Origin of the sequence: Micromonospora sp. 050-3, assembly GCF_046549335.1 — a bacterium.
Lineage (GTDB): Bacteria > Actinomycetota > Actinomycetes > Mycobacteriales > Micromonosporaceae > Micromonospora > Micromonospora trifolii.
The window spans coordinates 578732-599537 of record NZ_JAJPVX010000001.1; the positions used below are offsets into that span (position 1 = coordinate 578732).

The 20806-nt window shown below is 72.2% G+C and carries 20 protein-coding genes; 10 read left to right on the top strand and 10 right to left on the bottom strand.

Features of this window, described 5'->3' with window-relative positions:
* Positions 1-108 precede the first annotated feature (108 nt).
* The 3 genes from ACLJOK_RS02735 to ACLJOK_RS02745 all read left to right on the top strand — a co-directional run bounded on the left by ACLJOK_RS02735 (position 109) and on the right by ACLJOK_RS02745 (position 6294).
* The gene (locus ACLJOK_RS02735; RefSeq protein ID WP_410815907.1) at positions 109-2805 is read left to right on the top strand and encodes a hypothetical protein; all 2697 of its coding nucleotides are present in this window, start codon (positions 109-111) and stop codon (positions 2803-2805) included.
* 97 nt (positions 2806-2902) lie between these two features.
* Positions 2903-5437 carry an FtsK/SpoIIIE domain-containing protein gene (locus ACLJOK_RS02740; RefSeq protein ID WP_410815908.1) on the top strand — a complete coding sequence of 845 codons (2535 nt, stop codon included), beginning with the start codon at positions 2903-2905 and terminating at the stop codon, positions 5435-5437.
* 2 nt (positions 5438-5439) lie between these two features.
* On the top strand, positions 5440-6294 hold the full coding sequence (locus ACLJOK_RS02745) for a hypothetical protein (RefSeq protein WP_410815910.1): 855 nt from the start codon (positions 5440-5442) through the stop codon (positions 6292-6294).
* Positions 6295-6403: 109 nt separating this feature from the next.
* Here ACLJOK_RS02745 and ACLJOK_RS02750 read toward each other — a convergent pair whose 3' ends face one another.
* Genes ACLJOK_RS02750 through ACLJOK_RS02760 form a run of 3 tightly spaced genes read right to left on the bottom strand, consistent with a single transcriptional unit; the run spans position 6404 to position 7727 of the window.
* Positions 6404-6877, bottom strand: coding sequence for a hypothetical protein (locus ACLJOK_RS02750; RefSeq protein WP_410815911.1), 474 nt, complete (start codon positions 6875-6877; stop codon positions 6404-6406).
* Positions 6871-7575 carry a hypothetical protein gene (locus ACLJOK_RS02755; RefSeq protein WP_410815912.1) on the bottom strand — a complete coding sequence of 235 codons (705 nt, stop codon included), beginning with the start codon at positions 7573-7575 and terminating at the stop codon, positions 6871-6873. The genes ACLJOK_RS02750 and ACLJOK_RS02755 overlap by 7 nt, the downstream gene beginning before the upstream one ends.
* Positions 7572-7727, bottom strand: a complete 156-nt coding sequence (locus tag ACLJOK_RS02760) for a hypothetical protein (RefSeq protein WP_410815913.1) — start codon at positions 7725-7727, stop codon at positions 7572-7574. The genes ACLJOK_RS02755 and ACLJOK_RS02760 overlap by 4 nt, the downstream gene beginning before the upstream one ends.
* Before the next feature lie 345 nt (positions 7728-8072).
* Here ACLJOK_RS02760 and ACLJOK_RS02765 point away from each other — a divergent pair, with 345 nt between their 5' ends.
* The 3 genes from ACLJOK_RS02765 to ACLJOK_RS02775 all read left to right on the top strand — a co-directional run bounded on the left by ACLJOK_RS02765 (position 8073) and on the right by ACLJOK_RS02775 (position 9262).
* Positions 8073-8291: a winged helix-turn-helix domain-containing protein gene (locus tag ACLJOK_RS02765; RefSeq protein ID WP_410815914.1), complete on the top strand. Its 219-nt coding sequence runs from the start codon at positions 8073-8075 to the stop codon at positions 8289-8291.
* Between the two features lie 389 nt (positions 8292-8680).
* A complete protein-coding gene (locus ACLJOK_RS02770; RefSeq protein ID WP_231394634.1) occupies positions 8681-8968 on the top strand; it encodes a DUF6244 family protein in 288 nt (95 codons plus the stop codon).
* A 6-nt stretch (positions 8969-8974) separates the two neighbouring features.
* The gene (locus ACLJOK_RS02775; protein ID WP_410815916.1) at positions 8975-9262 is read left to right on the top strand and encodes a hypothetical protein; all 288 of its coding nucleotides are present in this window, start codon (positions 8975-8977) and stop codon (positions 9260-9262) included.
* A 133-nt stretch (positions 9263-9395) separates the two neighbouring features.
* Here ACLJOK_RS02775 and ACLJOK_RS02780 read toward each other — a convergent pair whose 3' ends face one another.
* From ACLJOK_RS02780 to ACLJOK_RS02800, 5 genes are all read right to left on the bottom strand, one after another.
* Positions 9396-9806 (bottom strand): hypothetical protein, encoded by a 411-nt coding sequence (locus ACLJOK_RS02780; RefSeq protein ID WP_410815917.1) that lies wholly within the window; start codon positions 9804-9806, stop codon positions 9396-9398.
* A gap of 68 nt (positions 9807-9874) precedes the next feature.
* Positions 9875-10330, bottom strand: a complete 456-nt coding sequence (locus ACLJOK_RS02785) for a nitroreductase family deazaflavin-dependent oxidoreductase (RefSeq protein WP_410815918.1) — start codon at positions 10328-10330, stop codon at positions 9875-9877.
* A 78-nt stretch (positions 10331-10408) separates the two neighbouring features.
* Positions 10409-11380, bottom strand: a complete 972-nt coding sequence (locus ACLJOK_RS02790) for a hypothetical protein (RefSeq protein ID WP_410815919.1) — start codon at positions 11378-11380, stop codon at positions 10409-10411.
* On the bottom strand, positions 11353-12339 hold the full coding sequence (locus ACLJOK_RS02795) for an SEC-C domain-containing protein (protein WP_410815920.1): 987 nt from the start codon (positions 12337-12339) through the stop codon (positions 11353-11355). The genes ACLJOK_RS02790 and ACLJOK_RS02795 overlap by 28 nt, the downstream gene beginning before the upstream one ends.
* Positions 12340-12445: 106 nt before the next feature.
* Positions 12446-13912, bottom strand: coding sequence for an MFS transporter (locus ACLJOK_RS02800; protein WP_410815921.1), 1467 nt, complete (start codon positions 13910-13912; stop codon positions 12446-12448).
* Between the two features lie 221 nt (positions 13913-14133).
* Between ACLJOK_RS02800 and ACLJOK_RS02805 the strand changes: the two genes are divergently transcribed.
* Entirely contained in the window at positions 14134-14715 is a 582-nt protein-coding gene (locus ACLJOK_RS02805; protein WP_410815923.1) for a TetR/AcrR family transcriptional regulator, read from the top strand.
* A 13-nt stretch (positions 14716-14728) separates the two neighbouring features.
* On the opposite strand, the gene ACLJOK_RS02810 is transcribed toward ACLJOK_RS02805, so the two are convergent.
* On the bottom strand, positions 14729-16087 hold the full coding sequence (locus ACLJOK_RS02810; RefSeq protein WP_410815924.1) for a pentapeptide repeat-containing protein: 1359 nt from the start codon (positions 16085-16087) through the stop codon (positions 14729-14731).
* A gap of 204 nt (positions 16088-16291) precedes the next feature.
* On the opposite strand from ACLJOK_RS02810, the gene ACLJOK_RS02815 reads away from it, so the two are divergent.
* The 3 genes from ACLJOK_RS02815 (at position 16292) to ACLJOK_RS02825 (ending at position 19893) form a co-directional block, all read left to right on the top strand.
* A complete protein-coding gene (locus ACLJOK_RS02815; protein ID WP_410815925.1) occupies positions 16292-17068 on the top strand; it encodes an esterase/lipase family protein in 777 nt (258 codons plus the stop codon).
* Positions 17069-17242: 174 nt separating this feature from the next.
* On the top strand, positions 17243-19453 hold the full coding sequence (locus tag ACLJOK_RS02820) for a M48 family metalloprotease (protein WP_410815927.1): 2211 nt from the start codon (positions 17243-17245) through the stop codon (positions 19451-19453).
* 14 nt (positions 19454-19467) lie between these two features.
* On the top strand, positions 19468-19893 hold the full coding sequence (locus ACLJOK_RS02825) for an effector-associated constant component EACC1 (RefSeq protein ID WP_410815928.1): 426 nt from the start codon (positions 19468-19470) through the stop codon (positions 19891-19893).
* A gap of 24 nt (positions 19894-19917) precedes the next feature.
* Here the strand turns inward: ACLJOK_RS02825 and ACLJOK_RS02830 are convergent, their stop codons facing one another.
* Positions 19918-20790, bottom strand: a complete 873-nt coding sequence (locus tag ACLJOK_RS02830; RefSeq protein WP_410815929.1) for an aldo/keto reductase — start codon at positions 20788-20790, stop codon at positions 19918-19920.
* Positions 20791-20806: the final 16 nt, after the last annotated feature.

Here is a 20806-nt window from a genome sequence, read left to right on the forward strand (position 1 = left end):
CCTAATCGACAACTGTGAACGTCGCCGGCCCGCCACACCCATCGGCGGTCGTCGCCCTCTGGCGTGCCTTGCCCCGCAAGGTCACACTGTGTTGATCGGAGGTGACACGTGCGGCGCTCGGAGTTGCCCAAGCGGGAATTGATCGGCCAACGGCAGTCGACAGCGGGCCGGGAACGGCTACCGGCCGGCGGTTTGGAGTTGTTCGCGCTGCTCGCCCGGCTGTTGCGGCGACCCCGCCGCGGCGACCGCCGGCTGCCGCTACTGTGGCTGGTCCGCTCCGACACCGCGGATCTGATGGTGCCGCTGCGCCGGTTCCTCGGCCAGGGCCCCCGGCGGCGGGTCCCGCACGCCGTGCTGGACGCCGACGCGCCGCCCGGCGCCGGGGACGTGTCGGCGCTGCTGCGTGAGCTGCACCGGCAGCTCTCCCTGGAGGCCTTCGGCGCCGCCCGACTGCGCTTCCGGCACTATCCGCTCGCCGACTGGCTGATGCAGCAGAGCCTCAACCTGGGCATCGACGCCGACGACAGCCGCGCCGCCCTGGTCCGCCGGCTGCGCGACCGCAAGGGCCCGCGCACGCCGGAGGCGTTGCCCTCCGGAGGCGACGCGGTCAGCATCGTCTCCCAGGTGCTGCTCTGGCTGGTCCGTCGCGCTGTGCCGGGGGTGGTCTTCCGGGCCGCCGTCTCCGGTCGGGTGCCCGTGCTCGGGCGGCACTACAACTGGTTCATGCGCCAGCAGTATCTGGCGCCCCGGCAGTCGGTCACCTTCCTCGGCTTCGCCGAGCGCCTCACCGCGGGCTGGCGCGACGGGGAGCAACCCGACCAGGTCAACAAGCTGCTGCTGCACGCGTTCCTGGAGGACCTGCGGCAGGCGTACCGGCGTCGGCCGTGGCGACCGTCGGACTGGCGGCGCACCGCGTACCCGGCGCTGCTGATCGACCACGTCGCACCCGGCAACGTCGGCGGTGAACTGGTCCGCCTGATCGGCGACGTCCGCACCGAGACCGGCCGCAACGACCCGCTGCTGATCGTCGCGTCCGGCGGTCAACCGCCACCGGACCTGCCCGAACCGCACCCGTTGACCGAGGCCGACGAGGCGTACGACGAGTGGGCCGGGGCGCTGCCGGAGATGCGGCGGCTGCGCCGCCCGGCCACCTGGCTGGTGGCGCTGCGTCCCGACGAGACCGACATCGGCCCACCGTCACGTGGCGGGCTGCGGCCCTTCTCCGCTCCCGACCCGCCGTGGTGGTCGCGGCGCTTCCTGCCGACGGCGCTGTGCCTGGTGCTGGTGGCGACGCTCGGCCTGTGGGTGGCGAGCCGGTGGGGGCCGGGCTGTCACCCCTCGCTCACCGGCCAGGTGTCGGTCGAACTGGCGGCCAGCGGCGAGTGTGTCGGCTACAGCGACAGCGCCGCGCAGGTGTTCAACAACGACCCCGGCCAGGACCGGCTGCGCACCGTTCAGGAGCGCATCTTCGCGCAGAACCGCGCCGCCGAGGAGGTCTGGCAGCGCAGCGACAGACGTCGTCCCTTCCTCACCCTGGTCTACCTCGGCACCCTCACCGGCAACCGGACCCGCGCCGACGAGGAGTCGTACGTCTCCGAGCGCGAGGAACTCGAAGGGATGGCCACCGCCCAGTACGCGTTGCTGAAGGAGTCGGCCGGCGCCGACGGCGCCGCGCTGCTGCGGATCGTGGTGGCCAACGGTGGCCGCCAGATGATCTACGCTGATCGGGCCGTGGCGATGCTGGCCGAGCTGGCCCGGGACGACCCCACTGTGCTCGGGGTGGTCGGGCTGGTGGAAAGCCGCACCAGCACCGCCCGCGCGCTGCGCGAGCTGAACCAGGTCGGGCTGCCGGTGCTGGCGCCCACCCTCTCCGCCGACAAGATGGACGCCAACTCCCGCCTCTACCTCCAGATCTCCGCCCCGAACAAGGACCAGGTGAAGCTGGTCGACGCGTACGCCAAGCAGGTGCTGAAGGTCAACGAGGCGCACGTCTTCTACACCACCCTGGAGGGCAGCACGCTCACCGAGGACCTCTACGTGGGCACCCTCGTCGACGGGCTCCGACAACAGTTCGGCCCTCGGATCACCCGCCTCGACGAGTGGCGCAACGGGCAGCGGCTGATCGACGAGTGCGGCTACACCGGGATGCTCTTCTACGCGGGTCGTTGGTCGGAGTTCGACGGTTTTCTGCGGGCGCTGCGCGAGTGCGGCGGCAACCCGCCCCGACACCTCGTCGCCGACGACTCGGCCAACCGGTACATGGCCAACCCGGGGCTGCGCGCCGCCGCGCCCGGCAACCTGCCCGTCACGTACGTCTCCGAGGCGGCCCTGGCCACCTGCGCCGCGCTGCGGGCCGCCCAGGACCGGCGCGACGACGACGCGCGAGCCAGCTTCCTGTCCTGGATCCAGGCCGACGACCTGCTCGACCCGCCGCGCTGCCGGCCCGGCTCCGAGGAGCAGGTCGGCGAGCGGGTCAGCCTCGCCTACGACGCGTCGATGATGCTGGTCCGGGCGGTGGAGAGCCTCGCCGCCCGGCTGCACCACGCCGACCCCCGGCAACGCTGGCAGCCGGATTCGGTCAACCCGGTGGGCGTGCACGCGGAGGTGCTCCGGCAGAACGCCGGACAGGGCTACCCGGGGGTGGCCGGGCTGATCCGGTTCACGCCCGACTCGGGGGAGCCGGTCGACAAGCGGCTGGCCCTGATGCGGGTGGAGCAGGTGCCCGACGTGGCGAGGGCGCCGGTGGAGGTGTTCCGCTGCGGGGCGGCCGACGCGTCCGGCTCGGCGGCGTGCGGCCCCGCCTGACCGGTCCGGCGTGACACGTCCTCGCAGGACTGTCCGGGTGCCGTCGGTGTCCGTTAGGGTTCCTGGGACCAGGCGGCCGTGGCGTTGGGGGCAGAGGGTGGGCAGGCTCGCGTCGGCGTACGGGCAGGCGGTCAACTCCCACCGGGCGGCTCGGGCGCATCTGGACACTGCCCGCAGCGTCCTGGGGGCGGCGCCGACCTCCGTCGCGCCGATCGGCGCCGACGACCTGGTGGCCCGCCTCGCCGGCCTCGGCGGCGCCCTGGCCACCCCCGCCCCGGGTGTCACGCCGCTGACCGACGAGCCGGCCGCGGTGCGGATCGGCGAGGCGTCCACAGCGGACGGCACCTTTCCGGTGTTGGTCCCGCTGGGCGGCGGCCACCACCTCGCCCTGGACACCGACGCCCGGGACCCGCAGGTCGCCGGGCTCCTGCGGGCGTTGGTGCTGCGGCTGGTCGCCACCGCGCCGCCCGGTCAGGTCTGCGTCGCCGGCATCGACACCGCCGCGCTCGGCGCCACCTTCGGCCCGCTGCGACCACTGCTCGACGCCGGGGTGCTCGACCCGCCGGCCACCGGCGAGGCCGAGGTAACCGCGCTGCTGGACTCCGCCGAGCAGCACGCCCGCGCCGCGCAGCACGGTCAGCCCGCCGCCCGCCGCCTGCTGGTGGTGGTCGCCACCGCCGCGCCGCCGCCGCGCGAGCTGGCCCGGCTCGCCGCGCTCACCCACGCCGGCCCGGCCGCTGCCGTGTGCGTGCTGCTCGCCGGCCACCCGTCCCGGCTGCCCGGCGAGAGCGCGCCGCCGCTGGGCGGCACCACAGCGGTGCGGCTCAACCAGGGGTACGCGCACGTCGGCGACCCACCCGGCGCCCCCTTCAGCGCCGACGGCAGCGGGCTCGCCGCACCAGTCGTGCTCGACGGAGACCCGCCGCCCGCCTCGGTACGCGCGCTCGCCGAGCACCTCGGCACCGCCACCCGTCGCGCCGACGCGTTGCCCTTCACCGACCTGCTGCCCGAACGGCGCTGGGCCGAGTCCGCCGGCAACGGCCTGCGTACGGTGATCGGCCGGGCCGGCAGCGGTGCCGCGCTGACGCTCGCCTTCGACGACGCCACCCCGCACTGGCTGGTCGGCGGGCGCACCGGCGCCGGCAAGACCGTCTTCCTCCTCGACGTCCTCTACGGGTTGGCCGCCCGCTACTCGCCGGCCGAGTTGCAGCTCTATCTGCTCGACTTCAAGGAGGGCGTGAGCTTCACCGAGTTCGTGCCCACCGGTCGGGACCCGTCCTGGCTGCCGCACGCCCGTGCCGTCGGCATCGAATCCGACCGCGAGTACGGTCTCGCCGTGCTGCGCGAGCTGCGCCGGGAGGCGCAGCGCCGGGCCACAGCACTCAAACGGCACGGTGTCACCAAGCTCGCCGACCTGCCCCCTGACAGTCCGCTGCCGCGCATCGTGACGGTCATCGACGAGTTCCACGTGCTGCTCGCCGGCAACGACGCGTTGGCCCGCGAATCCGTCGACCTGCTGGAGGAGTTGGCCCGCAAGGGCCGCTCGTACGGCATCCACCTGGTGCTCGCCAGCCAGAGCATGACCGGCATCGAAGCCCTCTACGGGCGGGCCGAGGCGATCTTCGGGCAGTTCGCGTTGCGGGTGGCCCTGCCGGGCGGTGGTGGGGTGCTCGACCAGCTCAACGCCGCCGCCGCGGCCCTGCCGATCGGCTCCGCCGTGGTCAACACCGCCGCCGGCGCGGTCGGCGCCGACACAGTGCTGCGCTTCCCCGACGCGCACGCCGCCGCGGCGGACCTCGCCGCCCTGCGCCACGACCTGTGGCAGGCCCGCCCGCCGGGCTCGCGGGCCCCTGCGGTCTTCAAGGGGTACGAAGCCGCGCGGATCGAGGACGACAGCACGTTCGCCGGGTTGCGCCCCGGCGGTCGACGCCCGATGGCTCTGGTCGGCCGAACCGTCGACGTGCACGGCACCACAGCACTGTTCCTGATGGACACCACCCCCGGTCGGCACCTCGCCGTGGTGGGCACCGCGCCGACCGGCGCGGACGTGCTGCGCGCCGCGACGCTCAGCCTCGCCCGCCAGCACACCTCCGGCGACGCCCGCTTCCACCTGGCCTGCCTGGTCACCGTCGCCGACCCGATCGCCGACGACACCGAAACGCTGCTGCGGGCCGCCGGCCACCCGGTCCTGCGCCTCGACGCGGCCGGGCTGCGCGACCGGATCGCCGCGCTGGCCGCCGAGCCCACCGGCCGCGAATACCTGGTGGTGTTCGGCATGGACGCCGCCGCGCCCGTCCTCGGTGCCACCGACCCCGGCACCTTCCGCTCCGGCCTGGACGACCTGCGTACCGTCCTGCGTCAGGGCCCCGGGCAGGGTGTGCACCTGCTCGGCTGGTGGCGGGGGCTGCGCCGGCTCGCCGACGACCTCGGCGGCACCCAGAACCGCGACGACGTCGCCTGCCTGGTCGCGCTCAACGTGCCCGGTGCCGAGCTGGCCCTGCACCTCGGAGCGCACGACCTGGCCTACACGCCCCGCCCCGACCGGGCGCTGCTGATCGACAGGCACGACCAGCGCACCCGGCTGATCGTCCCGTTCGTCGGCGACGGGCACGAGCCGGACGGGGAGCGGTGACAGTGTCCTTCGAGGAGTACGCGGCGCTGGCCCGACAACTCTCCGCCCAGCACCGCGCCGGGGAACAGCACGCCGCCGCCGAATCCGCTCGCCGCCGCGACCTGCACGCCGCCGTCGACTACCTCCAGCAGCGGCTGAACGCCCAGGGGCAGCGCCTCGACCAGCTCGGCCGAGCCATCGGCGTCGACCAGCCACCCGCCGCCCCGGCCTCCGCGCCGGGCGGGCCGGGCGAGACTGCCGCCTGGCCCGGCCCACCCTCCGGGGCCGGCCCCTTCGCCGCCCCCGGCACCGGGGACGGGGAAACCGCCGGCGCAGCCGGCGCGCCGGGGCAGGCGGAGGTCGGGGCGTACCCCCAGTTGCCGGCGGGGGAGGCGCGGCTGGCGCTGCCGACGGCGGTGAGCCCGGCGGGCGGCGGGGTGCCCGCGCAGCGCGCGGCGGCGGCCGACCCGGCGGTGGAGTTGGAGCTGGCCCGGCGGATGGCCGACGAGGCCGACCGGCACGGGCAGCAGGCGGAGTTGCTGGCCCAGCGGCCGGCGCTGCTGCCGACGTGGTCGCCGCTGGCCCGGGCGGTCGCCGTCTACGCCGGGTGCGGCGCGGCGGCCGGGATGCTCGTGCTGATGCTGGTGCTCGCCTCCGGGGTCGGTCTGGTCGACGGGTTCACCCTCGGCGCGTGGATCTGCGCAGGGTTGCCGGCGGTGGCGTTCTTCGGCGGGTACCTGGTGCTGGGCCGGTGGGGACGGCCGGCGATGGTCGCCGGCACCCCGCCGCGGTACCTGCCGCTCGGGTTCCTGATCTGTTTCCTGGTGGTGCCGATGGCCTACTGCGCGTACCTGCTGATGGTCCGCGGCCTGCGCTGACCCCGCCGGCTGGCCCCGAGCATGATCCACTCGGCATCTCGGAAATCGGGGTATCCGCGCCAGCGGGATACCCCGACTTCAGCTATCCCGTGTCGATCTTCGGGCTGGTTTAGCGCCGGTCTGGTGCGACTGATGCGCCTGCCTGCTGGGGATCCGCGCCGTGGGCCCTGTCGTCGGCGGCGTGTGCGGCGGCCACGAGGACTTCGTCGAGTTCGCGGTCGGTGAGACCTTCGTCTTCGAGCAGGCCGAGCAGCAGCACCGTCCGCGCGACGATCGCCGCCGCATCGTGGGGCACGGGCGGACGCTCACCGAGCGCTGCCCACACCAGCGCCTCGGCCAGGACCGGGTCCACGTCGCGCCCGGTCGCGTCGTAGCGTTCCCGAGCGGACGCCACAAACCGGATCACCGGCGCGCGATCCTGCCCCGCGACGAACCGCCGCCGTACCGCCACCAACAGCGCACCGGCGAGCAGGTCCGCGTACCGCCGCCAATCCGACTCGGCGAACCGGCCCAGCCGGCGCTCGTGGCCGCGCAGCCGCCCGGTCAGCAGGCCGCGTAGGGCCGCCTGCGGGTCGGTCACCATCGTCGCCCCCTGATCATCGTGAGTGCTCTCCTGTGTGTGCGTGGCCTGGTCAGTCGATGCCGCTTGGTCACCAGAGCGCTCGCTGCCCGGCAACCGCGAGCGATCACTTCGGCGCTGCCGGCGTCGCGGGCCCTGCCGTGGTCGGCGTCGTGGTCGGCGTCGCGGTGGCTGGTGGGCCGTTGCGGCGTGGGCGTTGTCGCCGGCTCTCCAGCCACTGCCGCCGCCGAGCGCTCGGTGGGTGCCGCCACCGAACCGTCAATCAGTGCGGCTACCGAGCGTTGGATCCGGCAGCCGCCGACCGCGAGCCGGGCCACGACCAGGTCCAACCGGGTGATCGCCGCCGCGAGGTGCCGGGCCGCGACCATGTCCGCCACTTCCCGGGTACGCCGCAGCCGGTCCTCGGTCGCGCCCAAGCGCCAGCGGACACGGGCGGCCAGCGCGGCGGCTTGGTCCGCGTCGACCTGGGCGGCGCGCAGACCGGCGAGGAGGTCCCCGACCGAGCCGCCCGGTGACTCCCGATCGGCGGCCAAGCCGGCGTAGAGCAGGCTCAACGCCCGCCAGCACTCCGTGACCGCGTCCTGCCAGGGCAACCGCCGGCCGGGCGGCCCTGTCCCGTGCAACTGCGCGCCGGCCCGATCGGTGGCCGAGATCGTCGCCAGCCAAGCGGCACGCAGGTCGTCCACGGCATCGGTGCTCACTCGCCGGCCTCGGCACTGGACTTCACCAGCAGGGCGAAGCGCACATCGGTACAGGGGTAGTCGACGCCGCACCCGCAGAGCCAGCGACGGACCACCCGGGGCGGATGGGCGAAGAGGACGTCGTCGGCGTCTTCGACGTCCTCTTCGGACACAAGGCGATGGCCTTGCTCAGCTGGTGCTGGTGCTGGTGCTGGTGGGTCGGTGGGGGATTCGTCAGGTCGATCGGGCATCGGGGGCTCCCGTCGGGTCGTCTCCTAGCTGCTCACGGCTCTTGCGTCGGGGCGGCGTGCGGGCACGACCCCGGCACGCCCGGTCGAACGGGGGGACCGACCGACCGGGCGCTTCCTGCGCGGTGGGAACGAACCAGCTCCTCGGGTGCTGACCAGGGAACTTGCTCAGGTCGGAGCCTAGGATAACAAGCTATCGCAGTCAAGCTATCACTTGCGATAACAAGGTGAGGAGTGGTCGAATGGCGGTGCTGACCAGGGAGTACCGCCATGCCACCAAGCCCCAAGTGGGTTGCGCTTGCCGAGCACATCCGCAAGCAGATCGCCTCGGGCGAGTTGTCGCCCGGCGACAAGCTGCCCTCAACCGCGCAGCTCTGCCAGATTCACGGCGTCTCCGCGATCGTCGTGCGCAATGCGATGCTCACGCTGAAGGCCGAAGGGCTCGTGGTCGGTGTGCCCGGCGTGGGCGTGTACGTTGCGGAGCGTTGAGTAGCTGGGGCGAATCCCCCCCGCACGGCTTGATCTCGGATCTGCTGCTCGTAATGACCAACGCCGTTGCCCTAGCCGGGTGCTGTTCGTCAGCCGCACTGCCTCGTCGATCATGGAGTTGTGGTGAGAGACAAAGCACCCGTTGTTGGGCCAAATCAGGCACCCTAACCGCTTGATCGACGGGGGCCGGATTTCCCTCCCCGCGATCTTGCACATACTGTCCCGACGTAAGGGGCATTCCGCGCATCTCGGCGACCGAAACTGCAAGATCGGCCGAACGGCGCGTTCTGGATTAGCGAACCTGGTGTCGGGAGCGATCACGCGGTCGCGCTGGGTGCGCGAATCTCGTACGCTCCCATGTGGTCTCTGCCGGTGCGGTGGTGGAGGCGATGGTCGACCACGGGGAGGTGCGCGTGAGCGCAGCACAGATCATCGCGAGGTTGGCGGCGGCGTCGCAGAAGCTGGACGAGGCGAAGGCCAAGACCGCAGCGGCAGCACAGGACGCAGCCGAGGCGCGAGCACTCGTCGCCGGTGCGCTGGAAGGCGTAGCCGCTGGTCCGCTGGTCGGCATGATCGACTCGTACCGTCAGGCGCTCGCTCAGGCGTCTCAGGGTGGCGACCCGGCCAAGCAACATGTGCAGGAGACGATCGCCAAGGTCCGAGCGCTGGGAAACTGACCACGGGTGGTGGCAGCGCAATCCAGCCCGCCTTTCACCCACGAGATAAGCGAACTTTCGCCGGACATCGCTCAGCAGGAACGATGGGCCGAGGTCTCCGCAGACGACGTGCAAGCCATCCTGGCCGCCGTGACGACGGGCAATCCGCCACGAGTCGCGAACACCGCCGGCGGCGTGAGTGCGGTGTTCGTGGTCGCAGCCAATCTCCTCGCCACAGCCTCTCAACCCGATGAGGGGGAGTGGTGGTTCAACTACCTGGACAAGGTGGAGGCCGCCATTGAGGCGGCCGGGTGACGGGCGTGCCTGATCCGATCACCCGGGACGGCGCCAGTGATCCGGTGATGAAAAGTAGGTGTCGAAGAGGTTCTGACGTACTCCTCTTCACATGCCCCGTCAACGAGCGTGCGGCGATGGCACGGCTGCTCGCTCAGCGGGTGATGCGGAACGTCTGCTCGAAGTTCGGGTAGTCGCAGACGTCCTGGTTGCACAGCTCGAATCCTCCGCTGATCAGCGCGACACCCTTGTGCAGGACCAGCCCGCCGCCCTCCACCCACGCTCGTCCGGTCACTGCTTGCGGCTCGCCGGTGCAGCTGTTGAGAGGCGCCCAATCGCCTGCGTAGGCGACCCGGTTGCCCGACCGCTGCCGGACGATCAGCTCAGTGGCGCCGGACAGGCCGGCTGGGCAGGTCACGGTGAGGGTGATGTCCACGGCGACGCCGCGGGCGACCAGGGTCGCGGAGGTGACGTCGACGGTGCTTGCCGCGCTGGCCGGCGTTGGCGCCAGCATGACGGATAGTGACAGCCCGAGTAGTGCCATGGCGGTGATGATGCGGCGCACGAGGTCCTCCTTGCCGGAGTGGGGTGCTTACCTAGGGTCACCCTAGCCCTCCCCGGCACTGAGGGATATCAATCCATGGCGGGTTCACGCTCGATGACGATGACCGGGATCTCGCGGTCGGTTTCCTTCGCGTAGCGGGCGTACGTCGGGAAGACCTTCGTCATCACCGGCCACAGCCGGACACGCTCCTCGCCGGTCGCGGTCCGGGCCCGGCCGACGATCCGTTCCGCGCCGACCTGGATCTCCACCGCCGGGTCGGCGCTCAGGTTGAGGTACCAGGCGGGGTGCTTGGCCGCGCCGCCGTTGGACGCCACCAGCAGATAGTTGTCGCCGTCGCGCCCGTACATCAGGGCCGTGCGGCGCAGCGTGCCCGATCGGCGTCCGCGGGTGGTGAGCAGCAGCGAGGGTACGCCGTGGAAGGTGCCCCCGTCGGCGCCGTCGGTCCGCACGTAGCGCCGGATGTGGCTGGCGACCCAGCCAACCGGGCTGTCCTCGATCGTCTCGTGCTGCTCTGCCGCGGTCACGGGCCCACCTCCGCACTGGAGCCTAGCGGCGCGGCGAGCCTCCGCGCGGCCTGGCCCGCGTTGCGGCCCAAGCAGTCGTCACGAGGCCAGCAGGTCGAACAGGCCACCGACGACGAAGAGGACGGCCGCAGCCCACCGGAGGAGGCGAAACGGCCGAGTCTGGTTGAGCAGTCCGCCGTAGCCGGACAGTAGGCCGCCCCAGACGCGGTAGGGCGCCGCTGACACGAGAAGACGCAGTGTCGGGAAGGAGATGATCGTGGCTATCACGGTGAGTACGAGGCCGGGATAAGTCCAGGACGCCCCCTTGTTCGTGAAGCCGGCAGTAAAGGCGACGAGGCCGACGAGCACGCCGGCCGCGCCGAGGACGACGAGGCAGCCACTGTCGGAGCGCTCCATGTCCAGGACCAGGTTCCGTTCGTCCGCTGGTAACTGGCTGCCGATCAGCGCGTTGATTCGGCTCCGGGCGTAGGCCTGCTGTTGCGGACACACGTCAAGCTCGTGCCGTCCCCCGCAGGTGTGTGCATCGGGGATCGCGGCCATGACCTGACTGTGGAAGTCGAGGTAGGTGGCAAGTGCCACGTTGAGCCCCGCGGGAACGGCATCCGGAGGTTTGTTGACAAGGCGCACGTAAGCGAGTGCCTGGCCGGGCGAGACGAACGTGGTTGTCCGTACGACGTCTTTGAGGACGTTTGCCTGGAGCTTCAGTAGCCGACGAACCTGGCGTTTGCGCCGCGTCCGGCCCAACGGCCCGTCGGCGCGCTCAATGGTCCGCTGTCCCCACTCCTTGAGCTGCTCCGGATCGGGCAGGTCCAGAACGACGGTGAGCCCGGCCAGGTAGAGCATCGACTTGCCCAGCCGACCCCAGAGGACCATGGCCAGACCGAAAAGCTCCAGGTTCTCCGTGGGCCTACCCGCGAACCACGCGTCCAGGACGTCGCCCAAGCCCCACATCCAAGACTCCGACCGATAGCGATAGCTACGAACAGGTCGATGGTGGCAGGTGGGGGAAAGCGCGGGAACGGTCAGCCGCGCGAGCGCGGCAGGCAGCACTTCTTGTACTTGGCGCCGGACCCGCACCAGCAGGTGTCGTTGCGGCCGGGCGGCCAGGCTGTCACGCCCGACTCGTCGAGGCTGTCGGCGTACTCGTCGAGGGTTTCCTCGCCTGTGGGGTCGCTGCCGGTGCGTTCGGCGAAGGCCGCCAGGTCGGCGACCGTGCCGACGACCACGCCCAGGTCGGCGCCGCCCATCCCGGAGGCGTCGACGAGGGCGCGCTCGATCTGGGCGCGGTGCTCGTCCCAGGTGGCGGGGTAGCTGTCGACGAGGGTGGGCCAGCGCAGCAGCAGCGCGGTGAACTCCGCCTGCGGCCAGAACAGCAGCGTCGCCGGGCCGTCGTCGAGGGCGTCGAGCGCGTGGGTGCTCGCGGCACGCAGCCGGTCGGCGAGGTTGTCGTACTCGTCGTGGGGTAGGCCCTGCTCTTCGCGCAGGTCGTGCCGCCGTTGGGCCAGGCCGTAGATCATGGCCGCGGCCTCGTCCTGGGCGTCCTCGGACTCGTGCTGCTGGGCGCGGGTCCGTTCCAGGATGGCGTCCAGTGCCCCGGTGAGCCATTCCAACGCCGTGTCGGTGTGGTCGGACTCGGCCAGCTCGTCGATCAGGTAGGTGGCCGCGGGGTCGGTCTCCAGCAGCGGACGCAGGGCGGTCAGCTCAGCCATGCCCTCGTCCGAGCGGCCGAGGCGCAGCAGCAGACCGCCGCGCACCGCTCGGGCGTACGCGTTGTCGTCCGGCTGCTCGGCGATGGCTCGGGTGGCCAGGGCGAGCGCGTCGGCCAGGTCACCGGCCTGTTTGAGGATGTCCGCGGCGACCAGCAGGGCGTAGCCGGTGTCGTCGGGGTCCGCGACCCGCCCCTCGTCGACGGCGCCCACCAGTTCGGCGACGAACGCGGCCGGGTCGGGGCTCTTGAGGCCCAGGGCGCCGATCTCGTCGATGCGGTCGGCGGTCAACAACTCGGACATGGGCGCATCCTGAAAGACGACTGTCGGTGGGTGGGGAGAGCGGTCAGCGTACTCCTGAGCATGGCGCAGCCCGGGCGGCGAACCGCCCGGGCTGCGACACGTTTCCTCAGCGGGTCGCCGGCATGGTGGCGAACTCGCCGGCTAGCTCCGACTCGACGATCGTCGCGGCGGACGGCCGGCGACCGGCCGACGGCCGCCGGGCGGACGGGACGGCGAGGGCCGCGAGCGCGGCGGCAAGGGCGATCGCCGTGAGGACGAGAAACCCCATCGTGAAACCGGCCTCCCGGGGCAGGCCGTTGGCCTGCGGGTTGGCGGTGATCACGCCGCTGACCACTGCGGCGCCGATCGCGCCGCCGATGGTGCGGATGTTGGCGTTCATGCCGGTCGCCACGCCGGTCTGGCTGGCGGGCACGCTGGCGACGATCAGGTTGGCCATCGACGCGAAGGCCAAACCGATGCCGAGGCCGACCAGGCCACCGGCGATGGCGACCTCCCAGCGGGTGTCGTGCGCGGTGGCGAGCATCGCGGAGGCGGCCACGTTGAACGTGGCGCCGGTGGCGAGCTGCGCCTTGGCGCTGAAGACGGCCTGGAGTCGCCCGGCGATGATGCCCGCGACGAACATCGCGCTGACCATCGGGAGCATGAGCAGACCGGCCTGGCTGATGCTCGCCCCGAAGCCGTAACCGGCGGCGGTCGGGGTCTGCAGGAACTGCGGGAGGAACGCGTACACGGAGAACATCGACGCGCCGTAGAGCAGGGCGACCAGGTTGGTGGTCCAGACGCCGGGCAGGCGCATCATCCGCATGTCGATCAGCGGGTTGCTGGACCGCAGTTCGGTGACCAGCCAGCCGGCCAGCAGCACCACGGCCAGCGCCAGCAGACCGAGCACCCGGGGGGAGGTCCAGCCCCAGGTGGCTCCCTGGCTGATCGGCAGCAGCAACGCGACCAGCCAGGCGGAGAGCAGCAGTGTGGCGCGCCAGTCGATGCGACCGGGGGTTCGGACTGGTGACTCGGGCACGAACAGGTGCGCGGCCACGGCGGTCAGCCCGACGACGACCATCGGGATCCAGAACAGCCAGCGGTAGTCCAGCGTGCTGACGATCGGGCCGGCCAGCACGATGCCCAGGCCACCGCCGACGGCGACGATGGCCGAGATGGCGGCCACGGCGGTGGAGACCCGCGCGGCGGGGAACTCGTCGCGGATGATGCCGAACGACAGCGGGAAGACCGCTCCGCCGATGCCCTGCACGACCCGGGCGATGATGAGGACGCCGATGTTCGGTGCGATGGCGGCCAGCAGGCAGCCGAGGGCGAGGGCGGCGAGCGCGACGACGAGCATCCGCTCCTTGCCGACCATGTCGCCGACGCGTCCGAGGATCGGCGTGAAGATCGACGCGCTGAGCAGGTAGGCGGTCAGGACCCAGGTCACTGTGTTCTGGGAGGTGTGCAGGTCCTGCTGGATGGTCGGCAGCACCGGGGTGATCAGCGACTGGAGCATCGCGAAGAACCCGGCGCCGGCCGCGAGCACGGTGAAGGTGAGCCGACGCGAGCTGCGTCGGGAGGTCACTGCCACGAGAGAAAACTCCCTGATTACGTACGGGATGAAGGCTTGTCGCCCGTCGTCTGTGACGGGGTGGTCTGTCGGGGTCCGGGCGATCGGGGTGGCCAGGCGGCGATCGGGCGGGTCCCGAGGTAGAGTAACCGGAGGCAGGCCTCCGGGATTCCGGAGGGGTGCCTCCACTAAGCTAGCGGAGGGTTTCCTCCGGATGCAACCGGGGTGAGGTGACGCACGTCATGACCAGCGCGGGGCAGGCGCCCGAGGTCTTCGCCCAGCGGCCCAAGCGGGCCGACGCGCGGCGTAACTACGACGCCCTGATCACGGCGGCGCGCGAGGCGTTCGCCGAGAACGGCTCCGCCGCCTCCCTGGAGGACGTGGCCCGTCGGGCCGGCGTGGGCATCGGCACGCTCTACCGCAACTTCCCGACCCGGCGGCACCTCTTCGAGGCCGTCTACGTCGAGGAGGTCCGGGCGCTGTGCCACTCCGCCGAGGGTCTGGCCGAGCTGCCACCCTGGGACGCGCTGGTCGCCTGGCTGCACCGCTTCGTCGCGTACGTCGCCACCAAGCGGGCGCTCGCCGAGCAGTTGCTGCACGACTCCGAGATCTTCACCAGCTGCCGGGCGGAGATCTTCTCCGCCGGTGAGCCGCTGATGCGTCGTGCGCAGGCCGCCGGTGTGGTCCGTGACGACATCGGCTTCGACGACGTGGTGCGGCTGATCAGCGGCCTCACCATGGCCCAGTTCCCGTCGCCCGAGCAGCGTGACCGGGTGCTCGGCGTGGCCCTGGACGGCCTGCGCCCGCCGGCCGCGTCGCGCTGACGCCCCGTCCGGGTCAGCTGTCGACCAGCAGCAGCCACTCGTCGTCGAGCCGTTCGGCCGTCGTGCCGGCGGGCCACGCGTGATCGCCGCCGGCCGCCGCCCGCGCCTGGTCGAACTGCGGCGGCTGGCTGAACTCGGCACCGTCGAACCTGCCCGCACCCTGGAACCGCGCCCGGCCGAAGTTCGCCGCGCCCTCGAAGCGGGTCTGCTCGAAGCACGCCTCGGTGGCGAACACGGTCCAGCGGAAGAGCGCCATGTCCGCGAAGCGGACCGCGCGGAACCCGGCGTACCCGGCGAACGCGGTGCGCTCCATCGACAGGCCGCTGAGGAAGGTGGCTTTCCGGAACCTGGCCCCGTCACCGAAGTGGGTCGCGTCGAAACTGGTCGACTGGTCGAAGACCGCCCGGTGAAATGACGTCGGGCCGGCGAAGCGCGACCGCCGGCAGGACAGGCCGTCGGCGAACCCGGCTCGGTCGAAGCTGGCCTGACCCTCGAAGCGGGCGGCGTCCAGGAAGACCTCCGCCTCGGCGGTGAGATCGTCGAAGACCACGTCGCCGAAGGTCGCCGCCCCGAGCAGGAGCCGCCCTCGCGCCGTCGCGCCCGCGAAGGTGGTCGTGCCGGTGAACACCGCATCGGTGAAGTTCGCGTCGACGAGCGTGCAGCCGGCGGCGTCGAAGTCGACAAGCGTGGCGCCGGCCAGGTCGAGCCTCAGCTCCGGCCAGTGGGCCGCGTCGTCCGCGCGCAGGTGCCGGGTGAGCACGCGCTGCGCGCTGCGCCGGACCTCCGTCTCGCGCGGCTCGCCGTCGGGCGCCGGCATTCGCAGGTACGCGCAGAGCACCGCCGCGATCGTCGGGCGCTGCCCCGGGTTGTCCTGACCGAGGCGCTCCAGCGCGTGCAGGCCGCCGAGGCGTACCGCCGCGCTGTCGTTGCCGAGCAGCTCGACCGCCCTGGTGTAGAGCTCGGTCAGTCGACGCTCCGCCGCGTCGTGCTCGGCGGACCCGGACTGCCGGTCCTGGTGGTGCTGCGCGGCCTCGGCCACCGCCTCGGCGTGCGCCTGCACTCGGTCCCGGTGCACCTGGTCCCGTGCGGCGACGCCCTCCTGGTGCCGCTGCGCGCGTTCGGCGATCCACTGGCGGCGGGCGGCGAGCAGCAGCGCGAGCCCTCCGCCGGTGCCGGCGACGACTGTCAGGCCGGTGCGGATCGCGTCGATGCGCAGCGTGGCGCGGGTGTCCGGTTGGCTGGCCCGGTCGGCCTCGGCGAGCAGCAGGTCCAGTACCAGCCAGCCCAGGGCGATGGCGACCAGCAGGCCGACCAGGACCAGCCACCACGGCATCACCCGCAGCTCGCGCTCGGTGGGTTCGTCGACAGCCACGGCCACAGCATGCCAGTCACCATCGGTGTCCGATATGGAGCGCGGCGGTATGACCGTTTACACCCCCGCCGGAACAACGGGTTACCGGCGCGTAACAAGTCATTGACGTTTCTGAATTGTTGCGGGGATGATCGTCGCACGGTCGACCGGACACCCCCACCCACCTGCCCGGTTCGCCGGGTGCCTCCCCCCGGAGGTGCAGCGATGCTGCTCCGAAAGACCGCCCTCGTCCTGGCCCTCGCCACCGCCGCGCTGCTCGCGTCCACCGCCACGGCGACCGCCGCCCCCGCCGCCTCCACGACACCCCTCGCCACCGCCGCGGCGGCCAACCCCGTCATCGTGGTCGGCGGGCTCAGCGGCGTCGCCGTCGCGTACGAACCGATCGCCGCCCGCCTGCGCGCCGACGGCTACCGCACCTTCATCTACCAACTGCCCGGGCTGGGCCTCGGCGACATCCCCACCTCGGCCCGCGCCTTCGCCGGCTACGTCGACCAGGTTCGCGCCAGCACCGGTGCGGCGACCGTGGACGTCGTCGCCCACTCCGAAGGTGGCCTGGTCAGCCGGTACTACCTCAAGCGGCTCGGCGGCACCGCCACCGTCGGTCGGTACGTCAGCCTGGGCACACCGCAGTACGGCACGTACGTCGCCAACATCGTGGCGTTTCTGGGCCTGGGCAGCTGCGCCGGCGTCGTGGCCTGCCAACAGATGACCATCGGCTCGGCGTTCCTCGCCGACCTCAACGCCGGGGACGACACCCCGGGCGCGGTGCGCTACACCACCATCCGCACGTTGCAGGACGAGTTGGTCCGGCCGACCGGCAACGCCGCCGTCAACGACGGTGCGACGAACGTGCTGGTCCAGGCGTACTGCCCGCTACGGGTGGTGGGGCACCTCGGTCTGGTGCTCGACGGCACCGCGTACACCATCGTGCGTGGCGCCCTCGTCGACGGCCCGGTGCGACCCAACTGCCTCGCGCTCTGATCCGCTCCGGTGCGGCGGTCCCGGAGGGGACCGCCGCACCGGACCCGCGAGGGTGAGTGTCGGGTGCGCGACGATCCCGCGAAACGGTGTGGCAGACATCAGGTGTCCTCGATAGCCTGCTCCGGCTGTCCATCCCCGACAGTGGACGCCATCCTCCGAGAAGGAGCAGCGCTCATGACCGAGCCGCCCACAGTGCCGCCGGAGAACACCCCGCCGACAGTGCCGCAGCTCGACGTCCGGGCCGCTCAACCGCCGTCGGCCGACACCCCGCCACCGACCGGCGGGTTCGCCGACCGCCCACCGGGCTACCCCAGCGCGCTGGTCTGGCTGCGCGCCGGGATCCTGCGGGACTGGCGCGGTGTGCTCGGCGCGTTCGTCGCCACCTGGTTCTACCTGCCGGTCGCGCTGCTCCTGGCGTTCTGGGGCGGTCTCACGTTCGGCATCGCCGGGCTCTTCGCCATCGGGACCGGCGCCGACGACCAGGTGCCCCAGGTGCTGCGCGACGCCCCGCTGATCGGCTCCCTGATCGAGGCGTTCCTGACCCGCTCCGGCGGGCTGCTCGGCGGCATCGCCGGCTTCGCCATCGGCTTCCTGGTCGGCTTCCTCGCCGTGCTGGCCCTGCCCTGGATGGGCGTCGCCGACGAGCCCTTCGCACTGCTCACCGGCCTGATCGGCACTGTCGTCGCGGCGGCGCTGATCGGGGTCCTCTACACGCTCTACCGGGTGCTGCTCGAACCCCGTCTGCTGGTCGTTTCGGGAGCGCGCCAGCCCAGCCGCCGCGAGTACGCGCGGCTGCGCCCCGTGCTCGACGACTGCGCCCGACGGCTCGGCCTGCCCAGCGTGCCCCGGCTGCTCATTGAGGACGACCCGGTCCTGAGCAACGCGCGCACGTACGCCCGACACGTGGTGGTCACCACCGCCGTGCTGACCGAACCGGACGACGAGGTGGCCGCGCTGCTCAGCCACGAGCTGGTGCACTGGCGCACCGGGGACGAGATCACCAGCGCCTTCGTCCGCGGCGTCGGCCTGCCGCTGACCCTCGCGCACGCCCTGCCGACCTGGCTAATGCGGACGTTCCCGCACCCGGGCACCAACTTCGTGGTCTTCGTGTTCTTCTGGCCGGTGCTGCTCACCATGCGGTACGTGGTGCTGCCGCTGCACGCCCGCGACGTGCGGGCGGCCGAGTACCGTGCCGACCTCGGCGCGGTGCTCACCGGGCACGTCGACGGGCTGCGACGCATCCTGGAGCGGCGGCTGTCCTTCGAGACCGGGCGCAGCGGCTGGGACGAGGCGGTCTGCGCCACCCACCCGCCGCACGAGCTGCGGCTCGACGCGCTGGAGCGGGCGTCGCTGACCGGCGCGCCCGCCGGCGCGACCGAACCCGTCACCGTCGATCGGCTGTTCAACTCCGCCGGCACGGTCGGCACCCGCCGCACCTGGCTGCTGGTCGGCGCCCTCACAGTGGTCGCCTGCCTCGGCACCAGCGGGCTCGGCGTGGTGCAGTGGGCGTTCTTCCGCCCGCAGGCGGCGATCGACGGCTACTTCGCCGCCCTCGCCGACCGGGACAGCGAGGCCGCGCTCGGCTACCTGACCGACCAGGGCAGCGACACCGACACCAAGCTGCTCGCCCAACTGCTGCGTGGCAAGGGCTACCAACCACCGACCGACGTCGAGATCAGCTCGCTCGAGCGCGAGGGCGACAGCGCCACCGCCACTGTGGCGTACCGGCTGGGTGACGCGCGGGAGACCGCCACCCTCACCCTGCGCCGCGAGGACGAGACCACCGCGGGGCTGTTCCACGGCTGGCGGTTGAGTGGCGGGCCGACCCCGCTCAACGCCGCGATCGCCGACCCCGGGGTACGGCTCAACGGGGTGGAGCTGCCGGTCGCCACCGAGGGCCCGCCAGTGGTGCTGTTGCCCGGCGGCTACACAGCGACCGGCCCGTCCAGCGCCCTCAGCGAGACGCCGAGCGCGACAGTGCTGGTGGGCCCGGGGGAGACCGCCGCCGTCCTGCAACTGGCTCCGGTGCTCAAGCCTGCGGCGATCGAGGCGGTCGAGGCGCGGGTACGAGCCTGGTTGGACGAGTGCGCCAAGCAGACGGTGACCAACCCGCCGGGCTGTCCGTTCAGCTACTACAGCGGCTCCAGCTCGCCCCAGAAGGTCACCTGGAAGATCCTGGAGTACCCGAAGCTCGCCGTCGAACTCACCGGCCCGGCCAGCGCCCAGGTCTCCACCCCGACCCAGACCCAGGGCATGGTCGAGGTCAGCGGCACCACCACCTACTTCGGCACCAGCTCACCGTTCAAGGACGAGGACGCGTTCACAGTCGCGGGCGTCGCCACCGCCGACGGGGACGACGTCGCCTTCCGACCCGCCACCAACTGACCGGGAGACAGACCGTGACCGACAGCGACGCCGCAGCCCGGCTGCCCGTCCGGCTGACCATCAACCCCCGGCAGCGCCAGCCACCGTCGGTCGACCTGCTGACCTGGATCCACCGCCGCCCCGAGTACCGGCCGGTGGTCCGCCCGGCCGGCGGCGGCGGGGGCCGGCCCGGCTTCAGCGACGCGGTGATCATCGCGGTGCTGGCCCAGGGGCTGCTTCCGGGGTTGTTCAACCTGTTGCAGTCCTGGGTGGACCAGCAGCGCACCGAGGCCAGCATCCGGATCCAGACCGGGGACACCGAAGTGGAGTTGCAGGTGAGCGGGCGGACCGACTCGGCTCGGCTGCTGGCCCAGGCGACCGAAGCGCTACGCGCCGCCCGCGAGCCCGGTCCGGACGGACCGACGGCGCTCGGGAGCCCGGGTTCGGACGCCGCCGACTGAACCGACGGCGTCCGGACCGGTGGGTCAGCTCGCCTTGGCGAGCGACTCGAACTCGTCGTCGGTGAGCCGAACGTCGGCCGCGCCCACGTTCTCCTCCAGGTGCGCCACCGAGGACGTACCGGGAATCGGCAGCATCACCGGTGAGCGACGCAGCAGCCAGGCCAGCGCGAGCTGAGCGGGCGACGCCCCGTGCGCGGTGGAGATGGCGTCCAGCGGGCCGCCCGGGCGGGCCAGCTCACCCGTCGCGATCGGGAACCACGGGATGAACGCCAGGTCGTTGCGCTCGCAGTACTCCAGCACGTCCTCAGCGCTGCGGTTGGCGAGGTTGTACAGGTTCTGCACGGACGCGATAGTGGTGATCGCCCGGGACTCCTCGATCTGCGCGACGCTCACCTCGGACAACCCGATGTGCTGGATCTTGCCTTCCTCCCGCAGCAGCGCCAGCTCACCAAGCTGGTCGGCGAGCGGCACCTTCGGGTCGATCCGGTGCAGCTGGTACAGCGGGATGCTGTCCAGGCCGAGGTGGCGCAGGCTCAGCTCACACTGCTGGCGCAGGTACTCCGGGCGGCCCACCGGACGCCAGTCGCCCGGGCCGGAGCGGGTCAGCCCGGCCTTGGTCGCGATCACCAGGTCATCGGCGTACGGGTGCAGAGCCTCCCGGATCAGCAACTCCGAGACGAACGGCCCGTACGAGTCGGCGGTGTCGATGAACGTCACGCCCAGCTCGACCGCACGGCGCAGCACGCGAACCGCCTCGGCCGGGTCCTTCGGGTCACCCCAGACACCCGGGCCGGTGAGCTGCATGGCCCCGTAGCCGAGCCGGTTGACGGTGACGTCGCCGCCGATCCGGTACGTGCCGGACGCCTTCGCGGGCTGCTCACTGATATTTGTCGCCATTGCGCGATCCCCAATC